Annotated in this window: 21 protein-coding genes; 14 read left to right on the top strand and 7 right to left on the bottom strand. The window is 70.7% G+C overall.

Annotated elements, in window-relative coordinates:
- Window positions 1-389: 389 nt before the first annotated feature.
- Complete coding sequence (locus tag CRP55_RS53660) at window positions 390-902, top strand: MBL fold metallo-hydrolase (RefSeq protein ID WP_179855599.1); 513 nt, start codon at window positions 390-392, stop codon at window positions 900-902.
- Window positions 903-982: 80 nt separating this feature from the next.
- Window positions 983-1837 carry a shikimate dehydrogenase gene (locus CRP55_RS43955; RefSeq protein ID WP_097328004.1) on the top strand — a complete coding sequence of 285 codons (855 nt, stop codon included), beginning with the start codon at window positions 983-985 and terminating at the stop codon, window positions 1835-1837.
- On the opposite strand, the gene CRP55_RS43950 is transcribed toward CRP55_RS43955, so the two are convergent.
- Both CRP55_RS43950 and CRP55_RS43945 read right to left on the bottom strand, forming a co-directional pair.
- Window positions 1773-2993 carry a CaiB/BaiF CoA transferase family protein gene (locus tag CRP55_RS43950; RefSeq protein ID WP_097328002.1) on the bottom strand — a complete coding sequence of 407 codons (1221 nt, stop codon included), beginning with the start codon at window positions 2991-2993 and terminating at the stop codon, window positions 1773-1775. The genes CRP55_RS43955 and CRP55_RS43950 overlap by 65 nt on opposite strands.
- A gap of 33 nt (window positions 2994-3026) precedes the next feature.
- Window positions 3027-3794: an IclR family transcriptional regulator gene (locus CRP55_RS43945; protein WP_097328001.1), complete on the bottom strand. Its 768-nt coding sequence runs from the start codon at window positions 3792-3794 to the stop codon at window positions 3027-3029.
- 159 nt (window positions 3795-3953) lie between these two features.
- Here CRP55_RS43945 and CRP55_RS43940 point away from each other — a divergent pair, with 159 nt between their 5' ends.
- The 8 genes from CRP55_RS43940 to CRP55_RS43905 are packed head-to-tail and all read left to right on the top strand — an operon-like array spanning window position 3954 to window position 13923.
- Window positions 3954-5387: an aldehyde dehydrogenase family protein gene (locus tag CRP55_RS43940; protein ID WP_097327999.1), complete on the top strand. Its 1434-nt coding sequence runs from the start codon at window positions 3954-3956 to the stop codon at window positions 5385-5387.
- Window positions 5387-7108, top strand: a complete 1722-nt coding sequence (locus CRP55_RS43935) for a thiamine pyrophosphate-binding protein (RefSeq protein ID WP_097327997.1) — start codon at window positions 5387-5389, stop codon at window positions 7106-7108. The genes CRP55_RS43940 and CRP55_RS43935 overlap by 1 nt, the downstream gene beginning before the upstream one ends.
- Window positions 7109-7118: 10 nt before the next feature.
- Window positions 7119-8255 carry an ABC transporter substrate-binding protein gene (locus CRP55_RS43930; RefSeq protein ID WP_097327995.1) on the top strand — a complete coding sequence of 379 codons (1137 nt, stop codon included), beginning with the start codon at window positions 7119-7121 and terminating at the stop codon, window positions 8253-8255.
- A 6-nt stretch (window positions 8256-8261) separates the two neighbouring features.
- The gene (locus tag CRP55_RS43925) at window positions 8262-9131 is read left to right on the top strand and encodes a branched-chain amino acid ABC transporter permease (RefSeq protein WP_097327993.1); all 870 of its coding nucleotides are present in this window, start codon (window positions 8262-8264) and stop codon (window positions 9129-9131) included.
- Window positions 9128-10939, top strand: a complete 1812-nt coding sequence (locus CRP55_RS43920; protein ID WP_097327992.1) for a branched-chain amino acid ABC transporter ATP-binding protein/permease — start codon at window positions 9128-9130, stop codon at window positions 10937-10939. The genes CRP55_RS43925 and CRP55_RS43920 overlap by 4 nt, the downstream gene beginning before the upstream one ends.
- Window positions 10936-11655: an ABC transporter ATP-binding protein gene (locus tag CRP55_RS43915; RefSeq protein ID WP_097327991.1), complete on the top strand. Its 720-nt coding sequence runs from the start codon at window positions 10936-10938 to the stop codon at window positions 11653-11655. The genes CRP55_RS43920 and CRP55_RS43915 overlap by 4 nt, the downstream gene beginning before the upstream one ends.
- Window positions 11655-13499 carry an oxidoreductase gene (locus CRP55_RS43910; RefSeq protein WP_097327990.1) on the top strand — a complete coding sequence of 615 codons (1845 nt, stop codon included), beginning with the start codon at window positions 11655-11657 and terminating at the stop codon, window positions 13497-13499. The genes CRP55_RS43915 and CRP55_RS43910 overlap by 1 nt, the downstream gene beginning before the upstream one ends.
- A gap of 10 nt (window positions 13500-13509) precedes the next feature.
- Entirely contained in the window at window positions 13510-13923 is a 414-nt protein-coding gene (locus CRP55_RS43905; protein ID WP_097327989.1) for a pyridoxamine 5'-phosphate oxidase family protein, read from the top strand.
- Here CRP55_RS43905 and CRP55_RS43900 read toward each other — a convergent pair.
- The gene (locus tag CRP55_RS43900) at window positions 13911-14906 is read right to left on the bottom strand and encodes an HIRAN domain-containing protein (RefSeq protein WP_143235358.1); all 996 of its coding nucleotides are present in this window, start codon (window positions 14904-14906) and stop codon (window positions 13911-13913) included. The two genes, CRP55_RS43905 and CRP55_RS43900, sit on opposite strands and share 13 nt — an antisense overlap.
- A 67-nt stretch (window positions 14907-14973) precedes the next feature.
- On the opposite strand from CRP55_RS43900, the gene CRP55_RS43895 reads away from it, so the two are divergent.
- On the top strand, window positions 14974-15252 hold the full coding sequence (locus tag CRP55_RS43895; protein ID WP_097327985.1) for a hypothetical protein: 279 nt from the start codon (window positions 14974-14976) through the stop codon (window positions 15250-15252).
- A gap of 314 nt (window positions 15253-15566) precedes the next feature.
- Here the strand turns inward: CRP55_RS43895 and CRP55_RS43890 are convergent, their stop codons facing one another.
- Window positions 15567-16004, bottom strand: a complete 438-nt coding sequence (locus CRP55_RS43890) for a helix-turn-helix domain-containing protein (protein ID WP_097327984.1) — start codon at window positions 16002-16004, stop codon at window positions 15567-15569.
- A 177-nt stretch (window positions 16005-16181) separates the two neighbouring features.
- On the opposite strand from CRP55_RS43890, the gene CRP55_RS43885 reads away from it, so the two are divergent.
- Both CRP55_RS43885 and CRP55_RS43880 read left to right on the top strand, forming a co-directional pair.
- A complete protein-coding gene (locus CRP55_RS43885) occupies window positions 16182-16481 on the top strand; it encodes a hypothetical protein (protein WP_097327983.1) in 300 nt (99 codons plus the stop codon).
- Window positions 16482-16560: 79 nt separating this feature from the next.
- The gene (locus CRP55_RS43880) at window positions 16561-17391 is read left to right on the top strand and encodes a serine/threonine-protein kinase (protein ID WP_097327982.1); all 831 of its coding nucleotides are present in this window, start codon (window positions 16561-16563) and stop codon (window positions 17389-17391) included.
- On the opposite strand, the gene CRP55_RS43875 is transcribed toward CRP55_RS43880, so the two are convergent.
- Window positions 17381-19156, bottom strand: coding sequence for a sugar phosphate isomerase/epimerase and 4-hydroxyphenylpyruvate domain-containing protein (locus CRP55_RS43875; RefSeq protein ID WP_097327981.1), 1776 nt, complete (start codon window positions 19154-19156; stop codon window positions 17381-17383). The genes CRP55_RS43880 and CRP55_RS43875 overlap by 11 nt on opposite strands.
- Before the next feature lie 87 nt (window positions 19157-19243).
- On the opposite strand from CRP55_RS43875, the gene CRP55_RS43870 reads away from it, so the two are divergent.
- Window positions 19244-19894, top strand: a complete 651-nt coding sequence (locus tag CRP55_RS43870; RefSeq protein WP_097327980.1) for a TetR/AcrR family transcriptional regulator — start codon at window positions 19244-19246, stop codon at window positions 19892-19894.
- Here the strand turns inward: CRP55_RS43870 and CRP55_RS43865 are convergent.
- Both CRP55_RS43865 and CRP55_RS43860 read right to left on the bottom strand, forming a co-directional pair.
- Window positions 19875-20606, bottom strand: coding sequence for a hypothetical protein (locus CRP55_RS43865; RefSeq protein WP_097327978.1), 732 nt, complete (start codon window positions 20604-20606; stop codon window positions 19875-19877). The two genes, CRP55_RS43870 and CRP55_RS43865, sit on opposite strands and share 20 nt — an antisense overlap.
- A complete protein-coding gene (locus CRP55_RS43860) occupies window positions 20585-21190 on the bottom strand; it encodes a TetR/AcrR family transcriptional regulator (protein WP_097327977.1) in 606 nt (201 codons plus the stop codon). Before CRP55_RS43860 ends, CRP55_RS43865 begins: the two co-directional genes overlap by 22 nt.
- Between the last annotated feature and the right edge of the window lie 33 nt (window positions 21191-21223).

Genomic DNA, 21223 nt, shown 5'->3' with positions numbered 1-21223 from the left:
CGGCCCCGGTCCCGGCCTCGGCCCCGGTCCCGGCCCCGGCCTCGGCCTCGAAGCCGACCTCGGCCCTAACCTTGGCCCCGACCTCGGCTCTAGCCTCGGCCTCAGCGGAAACCCCGGCGCCGACCGTAACCGCAGCTTCGGTCGGACCCGTCACCCTGGGCTCCGCCCCAGCCAGAACTCCAACCCCGGCTCTGCCCCGGAAAGCCGGCGCGGGCTCGGTGGGTGGCGCGGGTTTGGGAGGCGGCGGGGGTTCGGCGGGCGGCTCGGGTTCGGCGGGCGATACCGGTCCGCCGGGCGGCGCGGGCTCGGCGGGCGGCGCGGGTTCGGCGGGCGATACCGGTCCGCCGGGCGGCGCGGGCTCGGTGGGTGGCGCGGGTTTGGGAGGCGGCGTGGGCTCGGCGGGCGGCTCGGGTTCGGCGGGCGATACCGGTCCGCCGGGCGGCGCGGGCTCGGCGGGCGGCGCGGGCTCGGCGGCCGGCGCGGGTTCGGCGGGTGCTGCGGGCTCGGCGGATGGCGCGGGTTCGGTGGGTGGCGGTGCGGTGTCCGAGGGCGGGGCGGGCTCGGCGGGCGGTGCGGTGCAGGCGAGCGGTGACGACCGTAGTTCGGCGCGGGGGCCGCAGTTTGTCTACGCCACTTGTCTGCCCTCGTGGACCGCGGAATTCGACGACTTCATCGCGGGCGCTGACGAGGTGCTCCTGGACGGCACCTTTGCGACCGGCGACGAGCTGACACGGATGACCGGGCGGGCGGGGAGCGCGGCGAGCATGGGTCACCTGCCGATGGCGGACTCGCGACCGCATCTTGCGCGGCACCCCGGGACCAGCTTCCGGTATGGGCATCTCAACAACACGAACTCGGCCGTCGGGCCGGACGTGGCCGAGGACGGCATCGAGCTCATCTGATCTCTGGCGTGGTCTTGACAGGGCACCCGTCGGGCGAGAATAACTAACGTACTGGTTCGTACAAAGAGCTGGAGAGCAACGTGGACCGTCGTTTCCTGGTCGGCCTGATCGGTGCGAACATCGGCACCTCGATGAGTCCCGCGCTGCATGAGCTCGAGGCCGACCGGCAGGGTCTGCGGTATCTCTATCAGCTGATCGACCCCTCCCTGCTCGGCCTCGACATCGGTGACCTGCTCGTCGCGGCGAAACGGCTCGGGTTTCGCGGCGTCAACGTCACTCATCCGTACAAGCAAGCGGTCTTGGAGTTTCTCGACGAGCTCTCGCCGGAGGCGGCTCTGCTCGGGGCGGTCAACACCGTGCTCTTCGACGGCGAGCGGGCGACGGGGCACAACACCGACCGGTACGGGTTCGCCTCCGGCCTGGCCCGGCAACTCCCCGGCGTCGACACCGGCCACGTCGTGCAGATCGGCGCGGGTGGGGCCGGTGCGGCCGTGGCCTCGGCGATCGCCGGCACCGGCACCGGGCTGCTCACCCTGGCCGACCTGGACCGCCAACGGGCACAGCGGCTCGCGGACGCGATCACCGGCAGCACCGGCACGGCCGTCGACGTGATCGGGCCGGACGAGGTGCCGTCCCGGCTGGCCGGCGCCGACGGGCTGGTCAACGCCACCCCGATCGGCATGGAGGGTCATCCGGGCATGCCGGTTGCCGCCCAGCACCTGCGGCCCGAGTTGTGGGTCGCCGACGTGATCTACCGGCCGTTGGAGACGGGGCTGATCCGGGCCGCCCGTGAGCGCGGCTGCCGGGTCGCCGACGGCGGCGGCATGGTCGTCTACCAGGCCGCCGCGTCGTTCCGGCTCTTCACCGGGCTCACGCCGGACGAGGAGCTGATGTACGCCGACTTTCACGCGCTGACGGGAGTGCGCCGTGAGTAGGACCGCCACGCCACCGCGCCAGCAGCTCGGGCAGTTCCTCGTTGTGTTCGCCGAGGGCCGGCGGCGGCGACACCGGGGCCAACTGTTCCCCGTCGACGAGCACCCCGCTGCCGCTGACCCGCAGGGGCCCGCCGGCCGGCGACCTCAGCTCGGTGAAGAAATCCCGGGCGGCCAGCTGCGGCGACTCGACCGCCTGCGGGACGGTCAGGATGCGGGCCGCCGGCACCCCGGCCGCCGGCAGGATCCGCTCCCACTCGGTGGCCGGGCGGGCTCGCAGCGCCTCGTTCAGCGCCTCGTTGAGCGCCTGCCGATGCTGCTTCCGAGCTTCTCTTTCCGCGAAGCGCGGATCGGTCAGCAACCCGGGCCGGTCCACCAGGCGGCACAGAGTCTCGAACTGTTCCTGGCGGTTGGCCGCGATGTTCAGCGGGCCGTCCGCCGTCTCGAAGGTGCCCGACGGGGCCGCCGTCGCGTTCTGATCGCCCATCGGTTGCGGCTCGACCCCGCTGACCACGTAGTTGGAGACGGCCCACCCCATCGCCGACATCGACGCCTCCAGCATGGACACGTCGAGGAAGGCGCCGCGCCCGCCGGCCAGGGCCGCGACCACGGCCAGGGCCGCGCTGAGCCCGCCGACCGTGTCCGCCACCGGGAAGCCGACCCTCTGGGGCGCGGTGGACGGGGTTCCGGTCACGCTCATCATGCCCGACAAACCCTGAATAATCTGGTCGTACGCCGGGGCCTGGCTCAACGGACCCGACTGCCCGAACCCGGTGATCGCGCAGTAGACCAGCCCGGGGTTGAGCGTGCGCAGATGGTCCCAGCCCAGGCCGAGCCGGTCCATGACGCCCGCCCGGTAGTTCTCCACCAGCACGTCGGCGTGCTCGACCAGCTCGGTGAAGACCGCCCGGCCGCCCGGCTCCTTCAGGTCGAGCTCGACCGACTTCTTGCCGGCGTTCTGCGCGAGGAAGGACGCGCCGAGCCGCCGCCGGTTCAGGGCCGGGTCGGGGCCGAGCTGCCGGGCCAGGTCGCCCCGCTCCGGCATCTCGATCTTGAGTACCTCGGCTCCCAGCAGCGCCAGATGATAGGTGCAGTAGGGGCCGGCCAGGACATTGGTGAGGTCGAGGACGCGGACACCGTCGAGCGGCCGGTCGGGCATCAGCGGTACTCCTCCCGTAGCAGCAGAACTGTCTTAGAAGAGCGGATGGTCGAAGCCGCGCTCGTTCATCTGGGCGGCCGCCTTGAGCAGCGCCTCGGCGAAGGCGGCGACGCGGTCGTCGCCGAAGCGCACGGTCGGCCCGCTCAGGGTCAGGGCGGCCACGACCGTGCCCGAGCGGCCGAGGATCGGCACGGCCACGGCGGACAGCCCGTTCTCCCGCTCGCCGTGGCTGGTCGCGAAACCCTGCTGGTCGGCCTCGTCGATCCACTCACGCATGCGGCGGACATGACCTTCGCCGTACGGGGAGGAGGCGGCGATCCGTGCGAGCAGGGTGTCGGGGGCGTTGCGCAGGAGCACCTTGGCCGAGGCCCCGGCCCACATCGGCAGCTCGTCGCCGACGTGCACGACGTGCCGCAACGGCTGCGGGCTCTCCTGCTGGGCGATGCAGACGCGGACGATGTCGCGCGCCACGTAGACGTTGACCGTCTCGCGCTCGCGGGCGGCCAGTTCCCGCATCATCCGCTGGGTCTCGGGCGGCAGCTCCCAGCTGCGGCGGGCCAGGTGCGCCCACCGCCACAGGCCGGGGCCGGCCATGTATCCGGCGTTCGTCGCCCACAGCAGACCGCTCTGCTCCAGGGTCTGCACCAGCCGGATCACGGTGGTCTTGGCCAGGCCGGTCGCGGCGACGATGTCGCGCACGGCGATCAGCGGCCGCTCCTCGCTCAGCAGGGACAAGATGTCCAGCGCGCGTTGGACACTGCGGACGCCCGAGCCGTCGGCGGCGCTCTCGTCGCGGGTCACGGTGGCTCCCTCTCTCTGGAAAAAGACTGCCCCTGATTGTGGCGTCACCTCTTGCCTTCCGCTGGCGGCCAACCGTACGTTACACCGGAGTCCGCACAGCGGTCCAGAAGAAGCGCTTAAGGTCCGTCTAGTGGACCACACGACGAAGAGGAGGCGCAGATGGTCGACCGAACGCCGACGCTCCTCGGTGGAAAATGGATCTCCGAAGGCTCGGCCTTCGAGCGTGTCGGGCCCTTTGTCCGTACGGTCGTCAGCAGCGCCCGCGCCGCCGAGTCGGGCGACGCCCGCGTCGCCGCCGAATACGCGAAAGCCGGTTCTCGTACGGTGGCCCGGCTGGCCCCCGCCACGCGGGCGGCCGTCCTCGAGCGAGCGGCCGCGCTGGCCACTGAGCGCCGCGACGCCATCGCCCGCCTGCTCGCGCTCGAACTGGGCAAGCCCCTGCGCGACGGGCTCGGCGAGCTCGACCGGGTCGCCGACACGTTCGCGGTCTGCGCGGCCGCGGCCCGCGACATCGGCGGCGACGTGCTCCCGGTCGCCGGCTGGGCCCGCGGCGCCGGCAACACCGCGATGACGTACCGCGCTCCGGCCGGCGTGGCGCTGGCCATCACGCCGTTCAACGCCCCGGCCAACCTGCTCGCCCACAAGCTGGGCGCCTCTTTCGCGGCCGGCAACAGCACGATCGTCAAGGCGCCCCCACAGGCGCCGGCCGTCTCGGCCGCGATCGTCATGCTGCTGCTCGACGCGGGCGCCCCGGTCGAGGCCGTGCAACTGCTGCACGGCGGGGGAGAGGTCGGAGCCGAGCTGTGCGCCGCCCCCGAGGTGGCCGTCATCAGCTTCACCGGCAGCGCCGAGACGGGCGCGGCCGTGGCCCGTGCCGCCGGGGCCAAGCGCCTCGTCCTGGAGCTGGGCGGCAACGCGGCCACGATCGTCTGCGACGACGCCGACCTGGAGCACGCCGCGAAGACCTGCGCCCGCACGGGCTACAGCAACTCCGGCCAGAGCTGCATCTCGGTCCAGCGGATCTACGTGGACCGCGCGCAGAAAGACCGATTTGTCGACCTCCTGACCGCCGAGGTGAAACAACTCGTTGTCGGCGACCCGCTCGACCCGGCCACGGACGTGGGCTCCATGGTGGATGAAGCGGCTGCTGAACGGGTTCAACGATGGGCAGCCCAAAGCGGCGGGCAAATCGCCCACGGCGGCACCCGCGACGGCGCGACCCTGAGCCCCACTGTCGTCGTCGGCCCGCCCGAGGACGCCGAGGTGGTCGTCAAGGAAGTCTTCGGGGCGCTGGTCGCGGTACTGCCGTTCGACGACTTCGACACCGTGCTGGAGACCTGCAACCGAAGCAGCTTCGGGCTCCAAGCCGGCCTCTTCACGCAGGACGCCGACCGTATCTTCCAGGCCTGGCGCGAACTCGAAGTCGGCGGACTCATCGTCAACGGCTCGTCCAACTACCGCCTCGACCACGTCCCGTTCGGCGGGGTGAAGGACTCTGGCTTCGGCCGTGAGGACCCCCGCCACATGGTCGAGGACTACACCGTCGTCAAAACGCTGATCCTGCGGGGCCTGTCGATCTGGGGAGAGAACTGATGACACGTACGGCCGCCGACGCCCTGGTCGACCAGTTGCGGAGCTACGGCGTCACGCACATCTTCGGCACCTGCGGGCACACGAACATCGCCCTGCTCGACGCGATCGGCCGCAGCGACATCGACTTCGTCATCGCCCGCCACGAGCAGACCGCCGCCCACGCCGCCGACGGATACGCCCGCGCCACCGGCAAACCCGGCGTCCTGCTCATGCACGTCGGCCCCGGCATGATGAACGCCGTCACCGGCGTCGCCACCGCCGCCCTCGACTCGGTCCCGCTCGTCGCCATCTCCGGCGACATTCCTTCCTACATGTACGGGCGTCACCCGCACCAGGAAGTCAATCTGCACGCGGACGCCGACCAGACCGCCATCTACCGCCCGTTCGTCAAACGGGCCTGGCAGGTGCAGCGCGCGGACGACCTGCCCCGCTTCACCGAGCGCGCCTTCTGGACCGCCACCAGCGGCCGCCCCGGCGCCGTCCTGCTCAACGTCCCGATGGACATCTTCAACCGGGACGCGCCGGCCGGCGACCATCCGCTGCCGATCACCGCGACCAAGCCGGATCTGCCCGAAGCGGACGCACAGAAGATCGCTGCCGCGCTGGTGGAAGCCGAACGGCCGCTGATCTACGTCGGCGGCGGCCTGAGAGACAACGAAGCCCTCAAAGAACTCGCCGAACACCTCGACATCCCGGTCGCCCACTCGCTGATGGCCAAAGGAACCCTGCCCGACGACCACCCGCTCATCATGGGCATGACCGGCTTTTGGGGCTTGAAGGAGACCAACGAGTACGCCCGGAACGCCGACGTCGTCCTCGCGATAGCCACCCGGTTCGCCGAAACCGACTCGAGCTCGTGGGATCCCGAGTACACGTGGCGCTTCCCGCCGTCCCGGCTCATCCAGATCGACATCGACCCGGCCGAGATCGGCCGCAACTACCCGGTCGAGATCGGCGCCGTGGCCGATGCCGCGCTTGCGATCGGGCGCGTGCTCACCGCCGTACGGCAGAAGAGGCCGGAGGGAACCGACCGGCCTTCGCTCCGCTCGGACATCGGACAAGCGCGGGCCGAGCTGTTCGCGGCCAGCGCCGAGCGTGGCCGCAGCGACCAGTTCCCGCTGCGGCCCGAGCGGATCCTGGCCGACGTGCGCGCCTCGCTGCCGAGCGACGCCGTCCTCGTCACCGACGTCGGCTGGAACAAGAACGGCGTCGCCCAGTGCTACCCACTGCCGGCCGACGGCCGTTTCATCACCCCGGGCGGCGCCTCCACCATGGGCTTCGGGCCGGCCGCCGCCCTCGGAGTGCAACTGGCCCAGCCGGAACGGGTCGTCGTGGCCCTGATCGGCGACGGCGGCATGAGCGCCCAGCTGCCCGCGCTGCCGATGGCGGTCGAGCAGGGCCTGCCGGTGATCTTCCTGGTGATGAACAACCGTGCCCACGGCACGATCTCAGACCTGCAGTCGAGCTTCTTCGGCCGCAGCTACGGGTGCGACTTCGTCGACCCGGACGGCAACCCGTACAGCCCCGACTTCGCCGCCCTCGGACGCGCCTGCGGCGCCGACGGCTACGCGGTGGCGGAGCCCGGCGATCTCACCGTCGCCCTCAAGTCGGCCGTCGAGCGCCGCCGCCCCGCGGTGATCGACGTGCCGATGGTCAACGAGCCGGTGCCCACACCGGGTCACTGGAACATCAAAGATATTTATCAGGGCAAATTCGACTAAGAGGTGACACATGAGACCCACCCTCGCCGTGCTCGCCGTTGTTCTGGCCGTCGCCGCCGGATGCAGCGCGCCCGGCTCCGGCAAGGAGGAGTCCGGCAACGACTCCGGCCCGATCAAGATCGCCGTCGTCGACGCGCAGAGCGGCCAGCTCAGCTCGCTCGGCGCCTGGGAGCTCAAGGGCGCCCGCCTGGCCGTCGACGAGTGGAACGCGGCCGGCGGCGTCAACGGCCGCCAGATCCAGCTCGACGTCTTCGACGACCAGGGCGACCCGACGATCGGCACCAACCTCGCTCGCAAGATCGACAGCGAGGGCTACATCGCGATGATCGGCACCGCCGAGAGCGCTGTCACCATCGCCATGTCGCCGCTGCTCAAGCAGGCCGAGATCCCCAACATCACGTCCGGGCAGTCGCCGGGCCTGGTCGCCACCAAGAGCGACTTCCTGTTCCTCAACGGGCCGACCTCCACCACGTACGACGAGACCCTGGCCAAGCACATCGTCGACCAGCAGGGCATCAAGAGCATCGCGATGATCACCAACAACGGCGGGTACGGCAAGGGCGAGCACGACGCCTTCCTGAAGGCGCTGACCAGCCGCAACGTCACCCCGGTGGCCGACCAGGTCGTCACCGCCGACCAGAAGGACTTCAGCGCGGTCCTCACCTCGATCCGGCAGAAGAACCCGAAGGTCATCTTCCTGGGGGCCGAGGAGGTCGAGTCCGGCCTGATCGTCAAGCAGGCCCGCGACCTCGGCATCACGTCGGCCTTCGCCGGCGCGGCCCCGCAGGGCACCCCGGTCTTCCTCGACACGGCCGGCGCCAAGAACGCCGAGGGCACGATCGTCAGCTCGCCCTACCTGAGCAACGACATCGACGAGGCGTCCAAGAAGTTCGCGGCCGCCTACAAGGCGAAGTTCAACGAGGAGGCCGAGTTGCACGGCGCCAAGGCGTACGACGGAACCCAGATCCTGTTGACCGCCCTCAAGACCAGCAACGTCGCCACCGGCAAGCCGCTCGCCGACGCGATCCGTGCCACCAAACACGACGGGCTGCTCGGCGACTTCGCCTTCGACGAGACCGGGGTCGGCATCTTCTCCACGTCGATCGGCATCATCAAGGGCGGCAAGCTCGTCGCCGCCGAGAGCTGAGCAGGTATGCAGGTCTTCCTCCAGACGATCGTGGGCGGCGTCAGCCTGGGCGCCGTCTACGCCCTGGTGGCGCTGGGGTTCTCGCTGGTCTATCGCACGATGGGCCTGGTCAACTTCGCGCACGGCAATGTGGTCACCGTCGGCGCGTACCTCGCCTCCACCTTCTACCTGTCCACCAAGCTCCCGTTCGCCCTGGCCATGATCATCGCGATCGTCGTGACCGGGGCGATCGGCCTGGTCATCGAGCGGGTGCTGCGCCCGCTCGAGAACAAGGACTTCGACCTGATGCTGATCGGCACGATCGGCTTCGGCATCGTGCTCGACGCCCTGATCATCATGATCTGGGGCGCCACCGGCCGGGCGGTGCCGTCACCGGTGCCGACGGCTCCGATCGACATCTTCGGGCTGAGAATTCGGACGTACGACCTGGTGGTGCTCGCGATCGCGGCGCTGGCCACCGTGCTGCTGGTGCTGTTCCTGTCCCGGACGAAACGAGGCACCGCGATGCAGGCGGTGGCGATGGACCACGAGGCGGCCACCGCGGTCGGCATCCACGTGGGCCGCAGCAACGCCACCGCCTTCATGATCGGGGCGGGCCTGGCCGCGCTGGCCGGCGGCCTGGTCGGGCCGCTGCTCTACGTCAGCCCGGCGCTGGGCGGCGCGCTCGGCATCAAGGGCTTCGCCGCGGCCATCCTCGGCGGCTTCGGCAGCATCCCCGGCGCGATCCTGGGCGGCCTGGCCATCGGGATCCTCGACTCGTTCACCGCCGGGCACTTCCAGGGCTACTCCGAACTGGTCACCTTCCTGGTCTTCACGGTGATCATCATGGTGCGGCCGACCGGCATCTTCGGCGAGCGGACGGTGAACCGGGCATGAAACGGCTCTTGGTGGTGGCCGCTCTCGGTGTCGCGGCCTGGTTCCTTCCGTACGGCCTCGACTCGTACGCCATTCACGTCGTCAACGTCATCCTCATCTTCGCGATCCTGGCCATCGGGCTCGGCCTCGTCATGGGCATCGCCGGGCAGGTCAACCTGTCGCAGGTCGCGTTCTTCGGCGTCGGCGCGTACGCCACGGCGATCCTCACCACGCACTCGGGGATGGGCTTCTGGGTCGCCGGCGTGCTGGCGATCCTGGCCACGGTCCTGATGGGGCTGGTGATCGGCACGCCGGCGTTGCGGGTGCAGTCGCACTACCTGGGCATCGTGACGCTGGGCCTGGCCCTCGCGTTCACCAACTGGGTGACCAACGCGTCGCTTTCGGGCGGAGCGGAAGGCATTTCGGGGATCACGGCGCCGACCCTGCCCGGCGTGGATCTGTCCAGCGAGTACATCTACTACTACCTGGAACTGATCGTCTTCGCGGTGGTGCTCGGCTTCGGGCTCTTCGTGGTCCGTACGGCGCTGGGCCGGCGCATGCGGGCGATGCGCGACGACGCGCTGGCCGCCGGGGCGCTCGGGGCCGAGGTGCCGATGCTCCGGATGACGGCGTTCATGCTGGCCAGCGTGTACGGGGGTGTGGCCGGCGTCCTCTATGCGGGCCTGATCCGCTACGTGGCCCCGGAGTCGTTCAACATCGCCAACATGTTCCTGCTCCTGGCCATGGTCATCATCGGCGGCCGGCAGAGCCTGATCGGCTGCGTGGTCGGCGCGGTGAGCCTGGCCCTGGTCCGCGAGCTCCTGGTCGACCATCCCACGATCGCCCAGCTCGCGTACGGCTCGGTGGTCGTCCTGGTCGTCGTCTTCGCCCCGACGGGCTTGGCCGGCCTGCCCCGCCGCTTCCGCGCCTACCTCGACCACCGGCGCGGAACGCGAGGAACCGCGGCCCAATTACGACCCTTCCAGCCGTACGAGCCCGAGGCCGTCTCTCGCTCCACGCAAGATCAACTTCTCCGGGTCGAGGGAGTGACCAAGCAGTTCCGGGGCCTCAAGGCGCTCGATGACGTGTCCCTCACCGTCAGCACAGGCGAGATCCGTGGCATCGTCGGGCCGAACGGGTCGGGCAAGACGACGCTGTTCAACGTGATCAGCGGCCTCTACAAGCCGACCAGCGGGCGCGTGATCTTCCGCGGCGCCGACATGACCGGGCGGGCGCCTTACCGTCTGGCCCGGGCCGGCATGGCCCGTACCTTCCAGAATCTCCGGCTCTTCGGCGATCTCACCGTCGAGGAGAACCTGCTCGTGGCGCTGGACCGCTGGTCGACGCTGTCGGCCTGGCGCTACGCGTTGCGGCCCCTCAGCGTGCTGCGCCGGGACCGGGCGCTGCGGCGCTCGGCGGCGGAAGTCCTCGAGAGATATGGGCTCACGGAGTTCGCGTCGCTGGCGCCCAAATCCTTGCCGTACGGGATTCAGCGGCGCGTCGAGATCGCCCGTGCGGTCGCCGCCGATCCCGCCCTGCTGTTGCTCGACGAGCCGGCGGCCGGCCTCAACGGCGAGGAGGTCCGGCAGTTGGCCGAGATCGTGCGGTCGATCCGGGACAGCGGCCGCACGGTCATCATCATCGAGCACAACATGGGCCTGGTCATGTCGCTCTGCGAGCAGATCACCGTCCTGGCCGGCGGCCGTGTCATCGCCTCGGGGACGCCGGCCGAGGTGGCCGTCGAACCCGCGGTGATCGAGGCGTATCTGGGAGATTCGATGAACACCGACGACCTTCCTGTCCCGTCGGCCGGGGAGGCCACGCGATGACCACCGGGCTCGCGCTCACCGTCGAAGGTCTGACGGTCAACTACGGCGGCGTCAGCGCCGTCCGGGACCTCAGCTTCGAGGTGCCGGGCGGCGAGGCGGTCGGCGTCATCGGTGCCAACGGCGCCGGCAAGACGTCCACCCTCAAGGCGGTGATGGGCCTGGTCCCGCGCCGGTCCGGCCGGCTGCGCCTGGGCGACGTCGACCTGGGCGGCGTCAGCGCCCGCAACATGGTCCGGCACGGCATCGGCTACGTCCCGGAGGGCCGGCACGTCTTCACCGGCCTGCCGGTCGAGAAGAATTTGCTCCTGGGCGCCTACGCCCGCAAGTGGGACTCCTCGACCAAGGCGACGCTGTCCGAGGTCTACGACCTGTTCCCGGTGCTGGGCGAGATGCGGCACCGGCTGGCCGGCGCGCTGTCCGGCGGCCAGCAGCAGATGCTGGCGATCGGCCGGGCGCTGATGTCACAGCCCCGGCTGCTGCTGCTCGACGAGCCGTCGATGGGCCTGTCACCGAAACTGGTCGAGGACATCCTGGCCGTGCTGCTGCGCCTGCGCTCCGAGGGCCTGACCCTGCTGCTGGTCGAGCAGAACGCCAAGCTCACCTTCGAGGCCACCAGCAGCTGCCTGGTGGTCGAGAACGGCGCGGTCGCCATGACCGGCACCTCGGCCGAGCTGCGCAACGACCCCCGGGTACGCCAGATCTACCTGGGACTGTGATGCTGCTCGGCTCGCCGTTCCCCGCACTCGGCCTGCGCAACCGGGTGATCAGCCCGCCGATGGAACGCAACTACGGCACCCCCGACGGCCGGGTCACCGACATGTACGTCGCGTATCTGCGGGAACGTGCGGCGGGTGGTACGGCTTTGGTCTTCACCGAGGCGACTTATGTACGGGCGGACGGCCGCGGCCGCAGGCTCCAACTCGGCGCCCACGGCGACCACGTGATGCCGGGGCTGGCCGCGCTGGCCTCCGCCGTGCACGGCTGCGGTGGCCTGCTCGGCGTGGAACTCAACCACGCCGGGCGGGTCGCCTCCCCGTCCGTGTCGGGCCTCCAGCCGGTGGCGCCGTCGGCCGTGCCCTTCCGGGGTGTCGCTCCCCGGGCCTTGTCCACCGGTGAGGTCGCCGCACTGGTCGATTCCTTCGCCGAGGCCGCCCGCCGGTGCGCCGAGGCCGGGGTGGACGTCCTCTCGGTGCACGCGGCCCACGGCTACCTGATTCACCAGTTCCTGTCCCCGCGCACCAATCACCGCACCGACCGCTACGGCGATCCGCCGGCCTTCGTCTCCGAGGTGCTGGAGGCGGTCCGGGCCGCCGGCCGGCCGGTGTTCCTGCGCCTGTCCGCCTTCGAGGGCGTACCGGACGGACTATCCCTCGACGACACCCTGGAGCTGACCGCGCGCTTGCCGCTCGATTGCGTCGACGTGCTGGACATCTCGGCCGGGTGCTACGAGGCCGGCGAATGGATGGTCCAGCCCGGCGAGGTCGTACGGGGCGTGCTGGCCCCGTACGCCCGCAAGTTCCGTTCTTTGGGAAAGCCCGTCTGCGTGGCGGGACGCATCCCGACCGCCGAGGTGGCCGAGCAGATCCTGCGATCGGGCGCCGCCGACCTGGTCGCCGTCGGCCGCGCCCAGCACGCCGACCCGCACTGGACCCGCAAGGCCCTGACCGGCGCAGCCCCGCGCCCATGCATCGCCTGCAACCAGGGCTGCATCGACGAGCTGCACACCCAGCACCCCATCTGGTGCCTGGTCAACCCCGATCCGCCGCCCGTCACGGCGGGCGGCCCGGCCCAGCGAGTGCTCGTGGTCGGTGGGGGAGTGGCCGGTCTCGAAGCGGCCCACCGGGCGGCCTCGGCCGGGCACAAGGTGGTGCTCTTCGAGGCCGCACCGACCCTGGGCGGCCGATTCCATTACGCCGCAACGCTTCCCAGCCGCCCGGAGTTCGCGCGCCTGCTCGACTGGTACAGGGCCGAACTCACCCGCCTCGGCGCGGAGGTACACCTCTCCACACCCGCCGGCGCCGCAACCGTGGCCGCCTGGCGACCGGACATCGTGGTGATGGCCTGCGGCGGGACCCCCTTCGTGCCACCGATTCCCGGAGCCTCCTTGCCACGCGTGATCGACCTCGTGAGCTGTACCGACGCGACTCCCGGCACTGTGGTGACGGTGTGGGGCGCTGATCGGGCCGGCCTGGCCGTCGCGGATGCCGCCGCCGGCGCCGGCCACCGGGTGCTGATCCTCGCGGCCGGCGACGCCCTCGCCCCGGAGGCCGGCTTTCGCGAGAAGGTTCTCGTCGAGCGCCGCCTGCGCGCCTCGGCGAACGTGGAGATCCGCCTCGGCACCACCCTGGAAACCGTCACCGAGGACACGCTTCTCGTCGGCGCCGCCGGCCGTCTCGAACGGCTCGACATCCGTGGCCCGGTCGTGGCCTCCCACGGCACCCTGCCGCGCACGGTCGACCTCGGCGACGGCCCGTGGCGCACCGTCGTGGTGGGCGAGGCCGGCACGGCCACCTCGGCCGCCGAAGCCATCCGGCAAGCGGCCGCGCTCACCTTCGCCTAACTTTGATCCCATGTTTCGCGACGAGGATCTCGCACTGCTGGCCCGCCCGCTCTACGCCTTCCTCACCGTCGCCCCGCGCGGCGACCGCTGGCCCTCACCCCGCCCGGTGTGGTTCGAGCTGACCCCGGACGGCGCCCTGCAACTGTTCTCCCTGCCCGATTCCCCCAAGGTCGACCGTCTCCGCGACAACCCGCGCGCCTCGATCGTCGTGGCCGCCCCCACCGGCGAGCCCGAACACTGGGTCGCGGTCGAGGGCGAGGCCACCGTCCACGACGACGGCGCCAACGAGCTGGCCCTGCGCCTGGCCGACCGCTATTGGACTTTCACCGACCCCGAGCACGAGAAGCTCCTCGACGAGTGGCGCACCGGCGACCTCGTCCGCATCGTCCTGCGCCCCGACAAGGTGAACCGTTACTCGGCCTGACTCCAGGTCAGCTGCCAGTACTGCCAGCCGGCCGGAGCGGCCGGCCAGGCCGGGTCCGTCTGCCAGCCGGTCTGTGGCTCCCAGCCCGCCGGCGGCTGGGGCCACTCCGGCGGCACCACGAAGCGCAGGCCGGTCGGCCGCGGCGGCACCGGCACGTGCGCCCGCGGTGGGGCGGCGACCGCGACCGCTGCCGGTCGCGCGTCGAGCCAGCTCGCCGGCAGCTCGTGGGCCCGCTGGACGTAGAGGACCACCTCGGCCTTGAGGCGGTTGCCCTTGACCACGGCGCGCGTGGCCGCGGTCGTGCCGCTCGCGGCCAGATGGGTGATGGCGGGCAGCAGGTCGCCGCTCATCTTCGGGGTGAGCTGCCCGACGCGGTGGCCGTCGATGCGTACCTCAACCAGGTCTTTGGTCGACCTTGCGGTCTGCTCGGTGATCGGGTGCAAGGTGGCGTGGACCCAGCCCTCACCCTCCGGCCGCAGATGGGGGATGAGCGCGTCCAGGTGCTTGTCCTCGCCGGTGACCTGGATCGCGGCGCCGAGGGGCAGCACCTGGTGCGCCCCGTCCCGCGGCGGCGCGTTGAGCGGGAACAGCATGTGCGGCTCGGCCAGATCGAGCCAGACACCACCGCGGAACTTCTTCCGGCCGTCGTAGTCCTCGTACTCCGAGCCGTACGCCCGCGCGCCGACGACCGGCGTGTAGCCGGCCTTGACCAGTTGCAGCAGCACCGGCTGGTACTTCTTCGCCTCGTCGCGGGACAGACTGCCCAGCTGCCCGGTCGTTCCCCAGACGCCGACCGCGTGGGGGTCGTACCGGTTCAGCGGATCGGGCCGCAGCTCGACCACGATGGCCAGCTCGGTGCCGCCGTCGGCGCGCAGCTTGGTGTCCTTGAACAGCGCCTTGATCTGCTTCTCGTAGAAGGACTCCCCGACGACCTCGAAATACGCACGGCCGCGCTGTCCCCACAGCTCGAATGCTTCCGCCACGGGCGGGAACATTAGCGGCGACGATGACAGACCGGTGTCATCCATTCAGGCAGGGAAGGCCGGGACGTTGACGGACGAGGAACGGTTTCTGGTCATCAACGGCCGCCGATGGCGGGCGACCGATCCGGCCATCCCGGAGGAGGAATCGGCCGCCCTGCGCAAGGCGCTGATGGCGGCCCGGCGCGACGTCGGCAAGGCCCTGCGCGCGGGAGAGGACCCGGCCCCGGCGCGGGCGCGCGTGCAGATCGCCAAGGTGGCACTGGGCGAGCGCGGCACGCCGTGGTGGGAGCAGACCCTCGAGGAGCGCCGGCGGCGCTGGGAAGAGGGGCTCCGCGCCCTGGTTTAACTGCGTGTGTTCCTTTCGGTTCACACCGGTCTTCCTTGACCCGGCGCGTGGTGCGCCTGGCTACCTGTTGACCGTCCGGCCGCCGTTCCTCCTGGGGTGCGGTCTTCTGCCGGTTCCGACCCATGCTGAGTGCCCAGTGTGCCCATCGCCTGATCGGCGACACCGCGGGCAAGGGATCGCAGCCCGGTCATGCCGGTGATGGTCAGCGTCTCCATGGTCAGGGTGGAGCCGGGTCAGCGCTGCTGCAAGGGATTTCACCCCGCTCTCGACGTGCAGCACGTCCCCATCGACGTCGGCGATGACGGCCAGGTCCTTCACCCCGCGGTCCAGACCGGCGGGGTGGCCCACCGGGTCACCCCGGCGACCGGCCTTCGGCCACGGCGCGCTCGGTTGAACGATGCGGCGACGCCCTCGACCGATGCCCACCATCGGCCACGCTCGTAGGAGACCGACACCGCGTTGATGAACGCCACCTTCGACCACGACAACGCCGGCGTCAGCTCCGCAGCCACGATGCCGTAGGAAATCTCCGCCGCCCGCTGGCCGATATTCGCCTTCACCCGGCCGATGTGATGGTTGTACGCCAGCCGGGCCGCACCCGCGTACTGCCGGCACCGGCGCTCCTGCTCATCGGTCAGGTCGAGCGCGAACTTGAACGCGGTCCGGCGCACGAGACGGTGACCGGTGTGCGACACCAGCACCTTCTCCTTGCCCGACTTCCAACGGCACGCCATGATGATGCCACTAGTCATTAAGCAATGCTAGTCGCCAAGCAATCCTCACCTGGATGCCGGCGAAATGTGGCGCTAATACGTGCTGACGACCCGAATCGGCTTACCGTGACGAACCAGCAACGGCTCGATCAGAACCCACTCAGCATCGGTGAGGTCACCACCGATTGAACAGAACACACCCAGTAAGATCCTCGGATGGATGCGACACGGCCTCTGCGCTGGTATGCCGGGCTGTGCTGGCTGTTCTTCGGTATCGTGCCGACCGTGCTGGTCACCCTGCTGGTGGTCAAGGGGCGGACGCCGGGGTCGGTGGGGCTGCTGCTGATCGGCGGCATTCCGCTCGTGCTGGCCGCCCTCGGCGCGCTCATCCGGGGGCTGCGCGAGACCGATCCGGAGCAGGCGTCGCGGCGACTGCACTTGAGCATGGCCCTGGTGGCCGGCGCCGACGTGCTGCTGCTGGGGGGAAATGCCCTGATTCGGATGGGTGGCAGCTAAGGTTTTCCGGCTAGCCGGTAGTGCGGTTGGGGGCTCGCATGGACGACACGCGGGCCGCGAATGACCACCCTGTTAGGGCATGGGGGTTCTTACTTACGCAGCTGAGGCGCCGATCGCCTCGGGGATCGTGGTGGCCGGGCGGTACCGGCTCTGCTCGGTTCTCGGGCGCGGTGGCATGGGAACGGTGTGGCTCGCGCAGGACGAGCTGATGGAGCGCTGGGTCGCGGTCAAGCAGGTCGACCTGGGCTCGGACTGGTCCGGCAAGACGGCCCGCAAGCGGGCCCTGGCCGAGGCGCGGGCCGCGTCGCGGGTCGAGCACCCGGGTGTCGTGCGGATCATTGATGTCGTCCGCGATGACGACCAGCCCTGGATCGTGATGGAGGCCCTGAGCGGGCAGAGCCTGGGGGCGGCCATCAAGGAGCAGGGTCCGCTGCCGGTCGAGCAGGTCGTGCGGATCGGGCACTGCATCGTCGACGTGCTGGACGCGGCGCACCGGGCCGGGGTGGTGCACCGCGACGTCAAGCCGGGCAACGTGCAGCTGTGCGACGACGGCCGGGTGGTGCTGCTCGACTTCGGCGTGGCCCACGTGCCGGGCGCCGACTGGCGGCCGCCGCCCGGCGGGTTCGCGGGCAGCCCGGCCTTCGTGTCGCCGGAGCAGTTGCAGGGCGGCGAGCCGCTTGCGGCCAGCGACCTGTTCTCGCTCGGGGCGACTCTCTACGCGGCGGTCGAGGGCCGGTCGCCGTTCGACCGCGGCGACCTGTTCGCCACCGTGCTGGCCGTGGCGGAGGGCCGCATGACGCCGTTCCGCCGGGCCGGCCGGCTCACCCCGGTGCTCGAAGGGCTGCTGCAGCCGAAGCTGGGCCGGCGCTGGAGCGCTGCCCGCACGCGCGCGGCCCTGCTCAACCTCTGACTTCTTTGCGGTGCCGCTGGGCCCGGTGGGCCGCCATGCGGACCGGAACGTTGGCGAAGCCGTAGCCGCGGTAGCCGCCGACGCGCTCCACGATCTCGAAGAAGACCCGGTCGCCGATGACCGGAGTGAACAGCTGCAAGTAGTGGCCGTGCTCGTCCTCGTCGTACATCGCACCGAGGGCTCGAAGCCCGGCCGGAAGATCCAGGCGCGCTTCCAGGTCGTCGTAGTAGTTGCCGGGAATCGGCACCGGTTCGATCCCCGCTGTGTGAAGAGCCGCAGCGGTGCGGGAGAGATCGGACGTCGCCAAAGTTATGTGCTGCGGATGGGGAACGGCCGGCGCCCAGTCCCCGCGGCGCAGGACGGGCACGCTGAGCGCGATGCGGGCCCGCCGCCGCGCGTCGCGGATCGCCAGGGTGCGGATCAGGCCGTACGGCGCCGCGAACTCGCCCGCCTCGTCGTCGGTCATCCCGAGCACCGAACGGTAGAAGAGCGCGGCCTCGTCGTACCGGTCGAACGGCTGGGCCAGCGACAGGTGGTCGATGCCGGTGATGCCGGCGCCGTCGGCGCTCTCGCCGGTGGGCAGGAAGTCGTCGTGCCAGCCCGCCGGTGACGTGCGGACGAAGAACACCTCGGTGCCGTCCGGCGCGGCCACCGCGGTCAGGTCGGCCTCGCTCTGCCGTCGCCGGCGGGGGAGCGGCGCGGCGAGGAGTTGTTCCGCGCGTTTGGCCGACTGTTCCGGCTGCGTACTCTCCAAAGCGAAAGCCCGAATCGCGGCCGGAGCGCCGGAGTTGAGCAGGATGCGGGCGGTGCCCTGCTCCCACAGCTGGACGGCCTTGGACCGGTGCTGGCCGGAGTGGGTGAATCCGAGCGCGCGCAGCAGGGTCTCGAGCTCGGGGCCGGAGGAGGCGTCGGCGCTGAGCTCGGCGAAGGCGATGCCGTCGAGGTCGGCCGGCGGGGTGAGGCCGGCGTTCTGGAGGGCGATGAGCGAGCGCCGGGCGTCGACGGCCGTGCGATGCGGGTCGGCCTGGCGGAAGACGTCGTTGAAGACTTCGAGCGAGAGCGGGCCGGTGTAGCCCGCGTCGAGCACGGCCCGGGTGAAGCCGGCCAGGTCGAGGCCGCCTTGGAGGGGGAAGAGGCGATGGTGGCGGCTCCATTGGAGGACGTCCATGTCCAGCCGGGGTGCGTCGGCAAGTTGGAGAAAGAAGATCTTGTCGCCAGGGACATTTCGGACATTTTGGTATGAGGCTGTTCGTGACAGGACGTGAAAGCTGTCCAGGCATAGGCCCAGAGCGGGGTGGTCGGCGCGGCGGACGATCTCCCAAGAGTGCTCCCATGTGGACACGTGGCGGCCCCAAGCCAGGGCTTCATAGGCGATGCGCATGTCTCGGGCGGCGGCGAGATCGGCGAGGGTGCGCAATTGAGCCACGCTCAGCGCGTCGTCGGGGATCGTGTCGGGGGAGACCGACGAGCAGACCAGGATCGTGTCCGCGCCGAGGCGGCCCATGAGGTCGAGCTTGGCCCGGAATCGGCGCTCCACGGCGGCGAAACGGGACGGGGGAGCGCCCTCGGCGTCGCGAAACGGTTGGTAGAGGTCGATGCTGAGGCCCAGATCCTGCGTACGGGCCCGAATGCTCTCGGGTGAACTGGCCGACGCGATCAGGTCGTTCTCGAAGATCTCGACAGCGTCGAAGCCGGCGGCCGCGGCGGCGTCGAGGCGGTCTTCGAGGGTGCCGGAGAGGCAGACGGTCGCGATACTCGTGCGCATCGGACTCCTAATGTACGAACCGGTCCGTTCACCTTAGATGACGCGACCATTAGAGTCGACACCATCGACGTCGAGGGGGACCAGAGCATGACAGCGGAGTCGGCGCCCAAGGAGCGCGTCCGGGACGCCGAGCGCACCCGCGCCGAGATCATCGAGGTGGCCACGCACGAGTTCGCCGACCAGGGCTACGCGGGCGCCCGGGTCGACGAGATCGCGGCGAAGACGCGCACCACCAAACGGATGATCTACTACTACTTCGGCGGCAAGGAGGGCCTCTACCTGGCGGTGCTCGAGGGGGCGTACCGTCGGATCCGCGCCCTGGAACAGGAGCTCGACGTCGAGCATCTGGAGCCCGTCGAGGCCTTGCGCCGCCTGGCCGAGATGACCTTCGACCATCACGAGCAACACCCTGATTTCGTACGCCTCGTAGCGATCGAGAACATTCACTACGCCAAGCATCTGTCGAGCTCGTCGTCGCGCGAGGTGCTGGCCGCCCCGGCCCTGGAGGTGCTGTCGCGCATCATGGAGCGCGGCCGCGCGGCCGGGTTGTTCCGCGACGACCTGGACGCCCTCGACGTCCACATGATCATCAGCGCCTTCTGCGTCTTCCGCGGCGCCAACCGCTACACGTTCAACGCCATCTTCGACCGCGACCTGTTCGATCCCGCCCTGCGAGACCACCTGCGCACCATGATCGGCGACCTGGTCGTCGCCCACGTCACGGCCGGCCGCTCCTGAAGCGCGCCGTGCCGCCCACGCCCGGTGGCACGATGTCGTCGGTCCAGGGCGTCCAGGTCACCGCGTCGCCGTCCCAGCGCACGGAACGCAGCACCTTGCGCCCCTCCCGAGCCGCGGCGGGCGAGTCGTGGCGATCGCTGACCGCCTCCACGGCGCCCGCCCGGTCGGTGACGACGATCCAGGACCAGGCGGCACCGTCGCCGTCGATCTCGTACGCGGCGTGGGCCTTCCGCCGGCGGTCGGGGCTGCTCTTGGCGGCGCCGGTTCGCAGATAGCGGCAGCCGTCGCGCCGGCACGCCTGGTACGCGTCCTCGATCGGGGTGACATCCCAGCTCAGCGCGGCCGCCAGGGCCAGCATGTGCTCGCGCAGCCAGTCGAGGATGGCGAGCCGGCGCTGGTCGTCGGGCCGGTCGAGGACCTTCCGGGCGTACGGGACCTCGTGCACCTCGCCCAGTCCCAGCGACGCGGTGGCGGGCACGTCGGAGAAGAGCGCCGGCCCGTCCATGTCGGTGGGCAGGAACCGGACCCAGGTGGTCTTCGCGTGCAACGGCCTGCCGGCGGCCAGGTGCTCGCTGAACAACTCGGTGACCACGACGGCGCATTTCGCGTAGCGGTCGGCGTCGGTCAGTGGCCGTGGGAGAAGGTGCGCCGGCACGACGACCGGGTTGGTGTCGACGGAGCGGATGCGGTTCACCGCCGGTGTGCGAGCCACGGCTTCAGCGCCCGGTCGACCGCCACCTCGACCGCGGCCTGGACCTGGGCCGGGTCGCCGGGATCGTCGACGCCTTCGAGCAGCACCTGGAGGGCGGCGGTGACGGCGCCGACGAAGGCTCCCGTCATGGCCGCCGCGCCCACCTCATCGAGCTCGTCCGGAAAGGCGGCCGCGAGGTGGCGGGCGATCTCGCGCTGAGCGTCGAACTGGATCTGCAGCCCCCGCCCGCGCACCGACGGCACCTCGCGGATGAAGCGCAACCGCAGGGCGGCCAGCCGCCCCGACAGGTCGTCGCTGTCCTCGCCGACGATGTGCAGCGCGCGCAGCAGCACCTCGGCCGGCCCGTCCCCGTCGCCGCGCTCGGCGATCGCCTGGACCGCGGCGTGCACCCGCAGGTCGCTCTCGGGGAACAGCAGGTCTTCCTTGGCCGGGAAGTAGCTGAAGAACGTGCGCGTGCCGATCTCGGCCGCGGCCGCCACCTCGGCGATGGTCGTCGCCTCGAACCCCTGCCTCTCGAACAGGTCGGCCGCGGCCTCGACCAGGGCCTGACGGGTGCGGGCGCGCTTGCGGTCGCGAAGGCTCACGGTCGTACTTTATAGCACCTGATGCGAAACCGC

The sequence above is a fragment of the Paractinoplanes atraurantiacus genome, assembly GCF_900215205.1.
Lineage (GTDB): Bacteria > Actinomycetota > Actinomycetes > Mycobacteriales > Micromonosporaceae > Actinoplanes > Actinoplanes atraurantiacus.
The sequence above is the reverse complement of the archived record's forward strand: the minus strand, read 5'-3'. Positions and strand labels throughout refer to the sequence as shown.